10 protein-coding genes are annotated in these 10396 nt (G+C 71.1%); all 10 read right to left on the reverse strand.

Annotation, left to right across the window (positions count from 1 at the left end):
* Window positions 1-8: 8 nt before the first annotated feature.
* The 10 genes from AB0E85_RS34850 to AB0E85_RS34895 all read right to left on the reverse strand — a co-directional run bounded on the left by AB0E85_RS34850 (window position 9) and on the right by AB0E85_RS34895 (window position 9942).
* The gene (locus AB0E85_RS34850) at window positions 9-1046 is read right to left on the reverse strand and encodes a sugar kinase (protein ID WP_361935985.1); all 1038 of its coding nucleotides are present in this window, start codon (window positions 1044-1046) and stop codon (window positions 9-11) included.
* Entirely contained in the window at window positions 1043-1684 is a 642-nt protein-coding gene (gene eda, locus AB0E85_RS34855; protein ID WP_361935988.1) for a bifunctional 4-hydroxy-2-oxoglutarate aldolase/2-dehydro-3-deoxy-phosphogluconate aldolase, read from the reverse strand. The genes AB0E85_RS34850 and eda overlap by 4 nt, the downstream gene beginning before the upstream one ends.
* Window positions 1681-2439, reverse strand: a complete 759-nt coding sequence (locus tag AB0E85_RS34860) for an SDR family NAD(P)-dependent oxidoreductase (protein WP_361935991.1) — start codon at window positions 2437-2439, stop codon at window positions 1681-1683. Before AB0E85_RS34860 ends, eda begins: the two co-directional genes overlap by 4 nt.
* Window positions 2436-3479 (reverse strand): alcohol dehydrogenase catalytic domain-containing protein, encoded by a 1044-nt coding sequence (locus AB0E85_RS34865; protein ID WP_361935994.1) that lies wholly within the window; start codon window positions 3477-3479, stop codon window positions 2436-2438. The genes AB0E85_RS34860 and AB0E85_RS34865 overlap by 4 nt, the downstream gene beginning before the upstream one ends.
* Window positions 3476-3913, reverse strand: a complete 438-nt coding sequence (locus AB0E85_RS34870) for an RbsD/FucU domain-containing protein (RefSeq protein ID WP_361935997.1) — start codon at window positions 3911-3913, stop codon at window positions 3476-3478. Before AB0E85_RS34870 ends, AB0E85_RS34865 begins: the two co-directional genes overlap by 4 nt.
* A 14-nt stretch (window positions 3914-3927) precedes the next feature.
* Entirely contained in the window at window positions 3928-4815 is an 888-nt protein-coding gene (locus AB0E85_RS34875) for an amidohydrolase family protein (RefSeq protein ID WP_361936000.1), read from the reverse strand.
* Complete coding sequence (locus AB0E85_RS34880; RefSeq protein WP_361936003.1) at window positions 4808-6133, reverse strand: L-fuconate dehydratase; 1326 nt, start codon at window positions 6131-6133, stop codon at window positions 4808-4810. Before AB0E85_RS34880 ends, AB0E85_RS34875 begins: the two co-directional genes overlap by 8 nt.
* Window positions 6134-6231: 98 nt before the next feature.
* Window positions 6232-7275: an ABC transporter permease gene (locus AB0E85_RS34885; RefSeq protein WP_361936006.1), complete on the reverse strand. Its 1044-nt coding sequence runs from the start codon at window positions 7273-7275 to the stop codon at window positions 6232-6234.
* Window positions 7268-8833: a sugar ABC transporter ATP-binding protein gene (locus AB0E85_RS34890; RefSeq protein ID WP_361936009.1), complete on the reverse strand. Its 1566-nt coding sequence runs from the start codon at window positions 8831-8833 to the stop codon at window positions 7268-7270. The genes AB0E85_RS34885 and AB0E85_RS34890 overlap by 8 nt, the downstream gene beginning before the upstream one ends.
* Window positions 8834-8877: 44 nt before the next feature.
* On the reverse strand, window positions 8878-9942 hold the full coding sequence (locus AB0E85_RS34895; protein ID WP_361936012.1) for a sugar ABC transporter substrate-binding protein: 1065 nt from the start codon (window positions 9940-9942) through the stop codon (window positions 8878-8880).
* Between the last annotated feature and the right edge of the window lie 454 nt (window positions 9943-10396).

Genomic DNA, 10396 nt, shown 5'->3' on the forward strand with positions numbered 1-10396 from the left:
GCGTGCGGTCAGCGTCTGACGTGGGCCGAGCCGCCCGCGACGAGCGCCTCCACCTCGGCGAGAGTGGCCATGGAGACGTCCCCCGGGGTGGTCATGACGAGGGCGCCGTGAACGGTGCCGTAGGCGAGGGCGAGGTCCAGGCCCGCACCGGTGAGCAGGCCGTAGACCAGTCCCGCGGCGAAGCCGTCGCCCGAACCGATGCGGTCCAGGACGTGCAGTCCGGGCATGCGGGGACCGGTGACGAGGCCGGTCTCGGGAGACCAGGCGACCGCGGACCAGTCGTTGACACCGGCGGACGGCACCTCGCGCAGCGTCGTGGCCAGTACGCTAGCCCCGGGCAGCAGCCGGGCGACCTCGGCGAGCGCGTCGGGCACCTCGTCCGCCGTGAGGCGGGAGGCCCCGGGACGGCTCCCCGCGAGGCCGAGGGCACCCACCACGACGTCGGCGTGCCGGGCGAGGCGCAGGTCGGCCTCGCGGGCGCGGTCGGCGCCGCCCCGGCCGGCCCAGAGGCTCGGTCGGTAGTTGGGGTCGTAGGAGACGGTCACGCCATGGCGGCGGGCGGCGGCCATCGCCTCGTCGGCCACGTCGAGGGTGGTGTCCGACAGTCCGGCGAAGATGCCGCCGGTGTGGAACCAGCGCACCGGGCCGGAGAAGACGGCGTTCCAGTCGACGTCTCCCTTCCGCAGCTGCGACACGGCCGTGTGCGCCCGGTCGCTGACGCCGAGGGCGCCGCGGATGCCGTAGCCGCGTTCCACGAAGTTGATGCCGTTGCGGGCACCGCGGCCGATGCCGTCGTCGGGGACCCAGCGGATCAGCGAGGTGTCGACACCGCCCTGCAGCATCAGATCCTCGACGAGCCGGCCGACGGCGTTGTCGGCGAGTGCGGTGACGACCGCGGTGCGCAGGCCGAAACAGCGGCGCAGACTCCGCACCACGTTGTACTCACCGCCCCCTTCCCACACGTGGAAGGAGCGGGCGGTGCTGATCCGTCCCTCGCCCGGGTCGAAGCGCAGCATCACCTCGCCCAGGGCGATCACCTCGGTCACGGGGTGCTCCTCTCCACTGCCTCGGCGGTCAGCCGCCGGATTTCCGCGTACTCGCCGCGTTCCAGGTGGCCGGAGGTGACCATCCAGCTGCCGCCCACGGCGAGGACCGCCGGGTGGGAGAGGTAGCCGGGCATCAGATCCGGGCCGATGCCGCCGGTGGGCACGAAACGTGCCTGCGGGAAGGGCGCCGCCAGTGCCCGGAGCATCCGGATGCCGCCGAGCGACTCGGCGGGGAACAGCTTGAGCGTGTCCAGGCCCGACGTCAGCGCCCGCATCAACTCGGTGGCGGTGGCGATGCCGGGCACGACCGGAACCCCCAACTCCCTTCCTCTCCTGACGACGTCTGCGTCGAAGCCGGGGGAGACGAGGAACCGGGCTCCGGCCGCCACGGCCCGCTCCGCCTGTTCCGCCGTGAGGACGGTCCCCGCGCCGACGGTCAGACCGCCGTGCGCCGCCATCACCTTGAGGGTCTGCTCGGCGTCGGGCGTGCGGAAGGTGACCTCGGCGCACCGGGCGCCGCCCGCCGCGAGCGCGTCGGCCAGCGGGCCCGCGGACGCCGCCGACGGCACGGTCAGCACGGGCAGGAGACGGGCCCCCGCCAGGACGGCCGTCAGGTCGCTGCCACTCCTCGCGCTCATCGGCCGAGCCATCCACCGTCGACGGGGAGGGTGGTGCCGTGGATGTAGTCGGCCGCGCCCGACGCGAGGAAGACGGTCGCACCGGCGAGATCGCCGGCGCAGCCCCAGCGGCCGGCGGGAATCCGCTCCAGGATGGCCTTGCTGCGCGCCGGGTCGTCCTGGAGAGCCCGGGTGTTGTCGGTGGCGATGTAGCCCGGGGCGATGGCGTTGACGTTGACGCCGTGCGGGGCCCACTCGTTGGCCAGCGCCTTGGTCAGCCCGGCGATGCCGTGCTTGGCGGCCGTGTAGCCGGGGACCGTGATGCCGCCCTGGTAGCTCAGCAGCGAAGCCGTGAAGATGACCTTGCCGTGCCCGCGGGCGACCATGCCCGCCCCGACCGCGCGGGTCAGCGCGAACTGTGCGCTGAGGTTGACCTGGAGCACCAGCTCCCAGTCCGCGTCGGAGTGCTGGGCGGCGGGCGTACGGCGGATCGTGCCGGCGTTGTTGACGAGGATGTCCACCGGGCGCTCACGTCCGGCGAGGTCCGCGCCGAGCGCCCGCACGGCCTCGGGGTCGGCGAAGTCGGTACGGATCGCCTCGAAAGTACGGCCCGCCGCGGTGACGTCCTTCTCGACGTCGCTGCCCGGCTCCAGGGACGCGCTGACACCGATGATGTCGGCCCCGGCCTCGGCGAGCCCGCGGGCCATGGCGCGGCCGATGCCACGACTGGCGCCGGTGACCACGGCGAGCTTCCCGGTGAGGTCGAAGGCGTTCATGCGGCAGCTCCGTCGGTGCCGGTGGTGCAGTCGACGAGGATCTTCATCACGTCACCGCCCCCTTCCAGGGCTTCGAAAGCGGCCGGTGCCTGGGTGAGCGGGACGACCTTGCTGATGAGACGGTGGGCGGCGACGGTGCCGTCGGCGACCAGGGCGACCGCCTTCTCGAAGTCGGAGCGGTCGTACAACCGGGCCCCGACGAGGGTGAGTTCGCGCCAGAAGAAGCGGTGCAGGTTGAGCTCGCGGGGCTTGGGGTGGATGGCGACCAGGCACAGCCGCCCGCGCACCCCGAGGACGTCGACCGCCGTGTCGACGCCGGCGGCGGCACCGGACACCTCGAAGGCGACGTCGGCGCCCGCGTCGCCGGTCCACTCGCCGACGAGCGAGGGGATGTCGGCGGCGGCCGGGTCCCAGGTGGTCAGCCCCAGTTCCTCGGCGAGCAGGCGGCGGTGCGCGCTGAGTTCCGCCACGCGCACGTCGGCACCGGCGGCCCGGGCGACCAGGGCGATGAGGATGCCGACCGGACCGCCGCCGACCACGACGGCCTTCTCACCGTGCCGCACGCCGGCCCGGCCTACGTCGTGCACGGCGACCGCGGTGGGCTCGACCAGCGCGGCCTGGTCCAGGGGCAGCGTGCCGGGCAGGCGGAGGAGGGTGGAGGCGGGGACGGTCCAGCGCTGCTGCATCGCGCCGGGGGAGTCGATGCCGATGAAGTCCAGGTGCCGGCAGACGTGCCGGTGACCGGACCGGCAGGCCGGACAGGTGTCGTCCCAGCGCAGCGGCATCACGGTGACCGCGTCCCCGGGGCGCCAGCCCTCCACGCCCGGCCCGACCGCGACGACGCGGCCGGACATCTCGTGCCCGAGCACGGCGGGCGCCGCGACACGGGCGTCCATGTCGCCGTGGAAGATGTGCAGGTCGGTGCCGCAGATACCGACGTAGGAGGGGGCCACCTGCACCTCACCCGGGCCGGGAGAAGCGGTCTCGGCGGGGGCGGTGTCGAGGGTGCGGGCGGCGAGATAGCGGACGGCGAGAGTCATCGTGGGGTCAGGGTCCTTTCAGCGCGGACGCCGATGGTCAGCAGCAGGTTGGCGTAGGTACGGACATCGGCGGTGACGACGGCGAGGGCCAGATCGGGTGAGCGGGCGGCGTCGTAGAACTCGAAGCGGCCGAGCGTCTCGACGGGGACGGGCGCGAGCCGGGAGCGATGGTCGGCGATGGCCGGCGGTTCGGGCTCCCCATCGGGCGGCACCATCACGTGGGCCGTCTCCACGGGCAGGGCCCGCAGCAGGACGTCGAGGACGGTGGTGACGTCGAGCACGCCGGGGGAGAGGTTGAGGTGGACGATCCTCGCCCGTTCGCCGACGGCGGTGCTGGCGGGGTAGTGGCCGTCGGCGAGCAGGACCCGGGCCCCGTGCCCGGCTCCGGCGAGCGCTTCGAGGATGCCGGGGTGGAGCAGTTCGGTCAGCAGCATGAAGGGGCCTCTTCCTACGTCTCGTACAGCCGGTAGAAGCCGGCCGCCGTGCCGCACAGCAGCGCCTGCTTCTCGTGCTCGGACAAACCGTGCAGCAGCTCCTCGACGGTGGCCGCCCAGCGGGCCCAGCCACCGGCCAGGACGCACACGGGCCAGTCGGAGCCGAACATGAGCCGGTAGGGGCCGAAGACGGCCAGCAGGGTGTCCCACACCGGCCGGATGTCGGCGATGGTCCACTCACGGTGGTCGGCCTCGGTGATCAGCCCGGAGACCTTGCACCGCACCTGCGGGAAGCCGGCTAGCACGCGCACCCTCCGCTGCCAGTCGGGCAGGGTGTCGCGGTGGGCGCGGGGGCCGATGGGCGGCTTGCCCGCGTGGTCCAGGACCAGGGGGAGCTCGGGGAAGCGCTGGGCGAGGCGGATGGCCTGCGGGAACTGATGACTGCGGATGAGCACGTCGTAGCCCAGGCCCCGGTCCTGGACGGCGCGCAGGCCCCGTTCGACGACCGGCTGCTGCAACCACTCCGGATCGGGCTCCCCTTGCACCACATGCCGCACGGCCCGCAGGTACGAGCCCCCGGTACCGGCGAGGAGCACGTCGAGCATGTCCCCGACGTCGGCCCCGGCGAGATCCGCCCAGCCGACGACCGCGCCGATCAGCGGACCCTTGCCGGCGAGGTCGAGGAGTTCCGCCGTTTCCGGCACGGACGCGACGCACTGGACGAGCACCGTCCGCCTCAGCACCCGGCCCGCGACCGGCCGGGTCGCCTCCCGCCGTAGGTCCTCGACGCCGTAGGTACGGCGGATCGGTTCGAGGCCCGGCTCGTCCAGCCAGGGCTGCGGGCGTCGGTCCAGGTCCCACACGTGGTGGTGGGAGTCGACCAGGGGCGGGAACTCAGACACGGGAGGACCAGACCGGACCGTCGGGGTAGGAGTACTCCTTGAGGGAATCCGGGTGCATCTGTGCGCTCAGCCCGGGCAGCGTCGGGGCCAGATAGCGGCCGTCGGTGATGCGCACCGGGTCGACGAAGTGCTCGTGCAGGTGGTCGACGTACTCGATGACGCGGTCCTCGGTGGTGCCGGAGACGGCGACGTAGTCGAACATCGAAAGGTGCTGCACCATCTCGCACAGGCCCACTCCGCCGGCGTGCGGGCAGACCGGTACGCCGAACTTCGCGGCGAGCAACAGGATCGCGATGTTCTCGTTGACACCGCCGACGCGCGCCGAGTCGATCTGCACGATGTCCACCGCGCCGGCCTGCAACAGCTGCTTGAAGACGACCCGGTTGGCGACGTGCTCGCCGGTGGCGACCTTGATGGGGCTGAGCGCCTTGCGGACGGCGGCGTGGCCGAGGATGTCGTCCGGGGAGGTCGGTTCCTCGATCCAGTACGGGTCGTAGGGGGCGAGTTCGCGCATCCAGTCGATGGCGGGCTGGACGTCCCATCTCTGGTTGGCGTCGACCGCGACCCGGACGTCCGGGCCGACGGCCTCGCGGGCGACGCGCATGCGCCGGATGTCGTCCTCCAGGGACGCCCCGACCTTCAGCTTGATCTGGGTGAAGCCGTCGGCGACCGCCTCGCGGGACAGCCGGGCCAGCTTCTCGTCGGAGTACCCGAGCCAGCCCGGGGTGGTGGTGTACGCGGGGTAGCCGCCCTCGGTCAGCAGGCCGGTGCGCCGCTCACGGCCCGGCTCGGCGCGGCGCAGGATCTCCAGGGCCTCCTCGGGGGTGAGCGCGTCGGACAGCCAGCGGAAGTCCACCTGCGCGACGAGCTCCTCGGGCGACATCTCGCCGAGGAAGCGCCAGACGGGCTTGCCGGCGCGCTTGGCCGCGAGGTCCCAGGCCGCGTTGACGACGGCACCGGTCGCCATGTGGATGGCGCCCTTCTCCGGCCCCAGCCAGCGCAGTTGGGGATCGTGGACCAGGGAGCGGGAAAAGGCACCGAGGTCGCCGCAGACCTCCTCGACCGACCGTCCGACGACGTGCGGCGCGAGGGTGGCGATGGCGGCGGCCTGCGCGTCGTTGCCCCGTCCGGTGGTGAAGGCCAGCGCGTGGCCCTCCAGCCCGTCGCCGGCGTCGGTGCGCAGGACCACGTAGGCGGCCGAGTAGTCGGGCTCGGGATTCATCGCGTCCGAGCCGTCGAGATGCTCGGAGGTGGGGAAGCGGACGTCCAGGACGTCCAGGGCGATGACGCGGGCGGTTGAGGGCACGGCGGAGGACATGGCAGCAACTCCTGTGGGGGCAGGCGGGGCGCGCGGCACCCCCTGCGGCGGGGAAGGACGGTGCGGTGGTCGGGGCCCGGCGGCGACGGCCGCCCTGTTCAGTCCTGGACCTTGCCGCCCGTGATGCGGGAGATGGTCAGGGCGACCAGGATGATCAGGCCGTTGAGGGCGCCGATCCACTGGGCGGGGACACCGGCCAGGGTGAGCACGTTCTGGATCATGAAGAGCAGCAGGATGCCGCTGAAGGCGCCGAACACGGTTCCCTTGCCGCCGTTGAGGCTGATGCCGCCGATGACGGCCGCGGCGAACACGGTGAAGATGTAGCCGTTGCCCTGGGCGGAGGCGACGGAGGCCAGCCGTCCGGAGAGCATCAGGCCCGCGAGGGCGGCGAGCAGACTGCCGGTGACGATGACGATCCACAGCACCCGGTCGGTGCGGATGCCGGCCGCCTTCGCCGCGTCGACGTTGCCGCCGATGGCGTAGAGCGAACGGCCGAAGCTGGTCCAGCCGAGGACGACGATCGCCAGGGCGAACAGGGTCAGGCAGATCCAGATCGAGGCCGGCATACCGAACCATTGGGCCGTGCCCAGGTAGAGCATCGACGACGGCAGCTGAAAGAACGTCTGACCGCCGGAGATGCCGGTGAGGATGCCGCGCAGCACGATCAGCATGCCGAGCGTGACGATGAAACCGTTGAGGCCGAAGCGGATGATCAGCACGGAGTTGATGACGCCGATCAGCAGACCCACGGCCAGGGTGACGGGGACCGACAGGCCACCGGGTATGAGCCCGAGCCCGTGTCCGGCCCCGGCCGGCACCACGAGCCAGGCGGCCACGCCGGGCGCGAGACCCATCGTGGACTCCAGGGACAGGTCCATCTTCTTGACGATCAGGATCATCGTCTGAGCGAGGACCAGCAGCGCCATCTCGGACATGGTCTGCAGGACGTTGATGAGGTTGTCGGCCTGGAGGAAGACCGGGTTGACGATCTGGCCGACGATCGCGATGGCCACGATCGCCGGAACGAGGGCCAGGTCGCGCAGCCGGGCCAGCGGGATCCGGCCGCCGAGCAGCGCGGTCCGCTTCGCGCGGTGCGCGTCCGCCGCGGTGACGGACGCGTCGGCGACGACGGTTTCAGGCATCGAGGTCCATTCCTTCCATCGCGGCGACGAGGTCGTGGTCGTGCCAGCCCCGGGCGATCTCGTTGGTCACACGGCCCTGGAACATCACCAGGACGCGGTCGCACATGCGCAGGTCGTCGAGCTCGTCGGAGGCGATGAGGACTCCGGTGCCGTCCTCCGCGGTCTCCTCGACCTTGCCGAGGAGGAACTCCTTGGACCGCACGTCCACGCCCGCGGTCGGGTTGATCAGGACCAGCAGCCTGGGGTCGTCGGCCAGGGCACGGGCCATGACGACCTTCTGCTGGTTGCCCCCGGAGAGCCCGGAGACCGGCAGCTCCGGCCCCGGTGTCTTGATCGCCAGGTTCCGGATCATGTCCTCGGCGAGCCGGTCACGGCGGCCGCGGTTCAGGAACCCGTTGGAGCCGAGCCGCTGGGGCACGGACAGCGTGGCGTTGTCCGCGATCGACATGCCGGGCACGAAGCCCTGATGGTGCCGGTCCTGCGGGACGAATCCGGCACCGGCGGCGAGGGCGGCGGGCACGCTGCCCGGCCGGGGCCGGCGCCCGGCGATCTCGACGTTTCCGGTCGTGGCGGCCCGCAGACCCACCACCGTCTCGGCGACCTCGGTACGGCCGCTGGCGGCGGCCCCAGCGAGTCCGACGATCTCCCCTGCGCCCACCTGGAACGTCACGTCACCGTAGGCGCCGTCACTGCCCAGCGCGCGCACGGACAGCGCCGGCGGAGCGGTGCTGTCCAGGCTGCTGGGGCGTTCGCGCCGCCGGTCCGCCGCCGCCTCGCCGGTCATCGCGGCGACCAGCTCGGTCCGGGGGAGTCCGGCGACCGGGGCGGTCACGATGTGCCGGGCGTCGCGGAACACCGTGACCATGTCGCAGATCTCGTACACCTCCTGGAGGTGATGACTGATGAACAGGAAGGTGACGCCCTGTCGTTGAAGGGCGCGGATGCGGTCGAAAAGCCGGTTGATCGCCGCCCCGTCGAGCTGCGCGGTGGGTTCGTCGAGGATGATGAACCGGGCCCCGAAGGACAGCGCCCGGGCGATCTCCACAAACTGCCGCTGCTCCACGTTCAGGTCGCCGGCCGGTGTCTGCGGGTCGACGTCCACCGACCACGCCGACAGCAGTTCCTGCGCCCGGCGGCGCACGCCCGTCCAGCTGATCAGCCGGTGGCGGCCGTGGTCGTGCCGGTTCAGGAAGAGGTTCTCCGCGACGGTCAGCGTGGGGATGATCGTGGACTTCTGGTAGACGCAGGCCACGTGCCGGCGCCAGGCGTCGCGGTCCGCGAGGCGCGGTGCGGGGCTGCCGCCGAAGGTTACCGTGCCCTCGTTTGGGGATTGCAGCCCGGTGAGGACGGAAACCAGGGTCGACTTGCCCGCTCCGTTGCGTCCGACGAGCGCGTGGGTCTCGCCGGCCCGGATGGTGATCCGGGCGCCGTTCAGGGCCACCGTCGGACCGAATCGCTTGACAATGCCCGTCGCCTCGACGACGGGCAGGCCCGTGGAGGCCGGCCCATGGTCCGCCGGGGCGGGCACGGGGGGTGCTGTTCGCTCCCCGTCCTTCATCTCAACCGCCTAGATCTCGTCAGCCGTTGCTCTGCCGGGGAATGTCAGCCGAGGTTGTTGCCCCAGAGCGCCTTGTCGTCGCTCTTGACGCTGGGGACGCCGCCGTAGGTGCCGCCGTCCGCCGTGACCAGCGGGGCGGAGAGCTGGTCCTCCAGCAGACCGGGGCGGACCTGGATGATGGTGCTGTCGTGGTCGGTCTTGCCGGGCTTGAACTTCTTCCCGTCGATCGCGGCCTTCAGGTAGTACAGGGCGTACTTGGCGTAGAGGTCGGCCGGCTGGGAGACGGTGGCGTCGATCTTGCCCGCGGCGATGCTCTTGAGTTCCTCGGGGATGCCGTCGTTGGAGACCACGAACACGTGCTTCTTGTTCTTCGGGTCGACCAGCAGGCCGCGCTGTTTGAGCACCTGGAGCGTCCCGGCCAGCGCGAAGCTGGACTGCATGTAGACGCCCTTGATGTCGGGGTGGGCGGTCAGGTCGGTCTGGAGCTTCTGGGCCGATATGGCTCCGTCCCAGTTGGTGGCCTCGCCGAAGACCCTGATGCCGGGGTAGTTCTTCTTCATGCAGTCGTTGAACGCCTCGGTGCGGTCACGGCCGTTGATGGAGTCGAGGCCGCCCTGGAGCATGACGACCTTGCCCTTGCCGGCCAGCTTGGTGCCGAGGAACCGGCAGGCCTTCTCGCCGTAGGCACGGTTGTCGGCGCGGACGACCATGTAGACCTTGCCGCTGTCGGGGCGGGTGTCCACGGTGACGACCGGGATCTTCTTGGCCTCCATCTGCGCCAGGGTGGGCGCGATGGCGGCGGTGTCCTGCGGGGCCATCGCGACGCCTTTGACGCCCTGGCCTATGAACGTCTGCGCGTTGGCCGTCAGTTTGGCGACGTCGTTCTGCGAGTTGGTGGTCTTCAGGTCCAGGCCCAGTTCCTTGGCGAACTGGGGGGTGTACTTGATGTACGAGTTCCAGAAGTCGGTGTCGGAGCGGGGGTAGTCGACCCCCACCAGCGGCTTGTCGCCCGACGTCGCCGCGGTGGTGGAGCCGCCGCCGCAGCCGGTGAGCAACGCCAGTGCGCAGACGACGGTGGTAGTGGAGCACAGCACGGTTCGGAGTCTCATCGTTGGGTTCCTCGCGCTTGTCCCGGAGCGGTGAAGAGATGGGATGTTTATAGAAGGCGTTCGGTCGCAGCGTCTAGAGGCTTGCGTAAAGTAGCTGGTAAAAGCCGACCTCCTGCCCGTGAGGTGGCTGCTGTATGGGTGGAGAACAAGATCCATCCCATCAATAACAGGTGAAGCGGGGGCACCGTCTGACCGATCAACCCAGGCCGCGATCGCCTGATTGATGGGATGAGTGCGGCCTGAAATCCGGGACTCACTTGACGAGAGCTGGACTGCTCGCCGTATCCATCCCATCAATCACGTGCACGCCCGTTGACATGAGCGGGTTGCATGGTTGACCTTCGTTCCTGGCACCAGGGCGCTCAGGAGTCTCCGAGCCCACCCCCCACCCCTTCGTCGCAGGGACGCCCATGTCGATTCGGACCAACAGACGCCAGTTCCTCGCGGCAGCCAC

Origin of the sequence: Streptomyces sp. NPDC029044 (assembly GCF_040637495.1) — a bacterium.
In the GTDB taxonomy this organism is placed as follows: Bacteria; Actinomycetota; Actinomycetes; order Streptomycetales; family Streptomycetaceae; genus Streptomyces.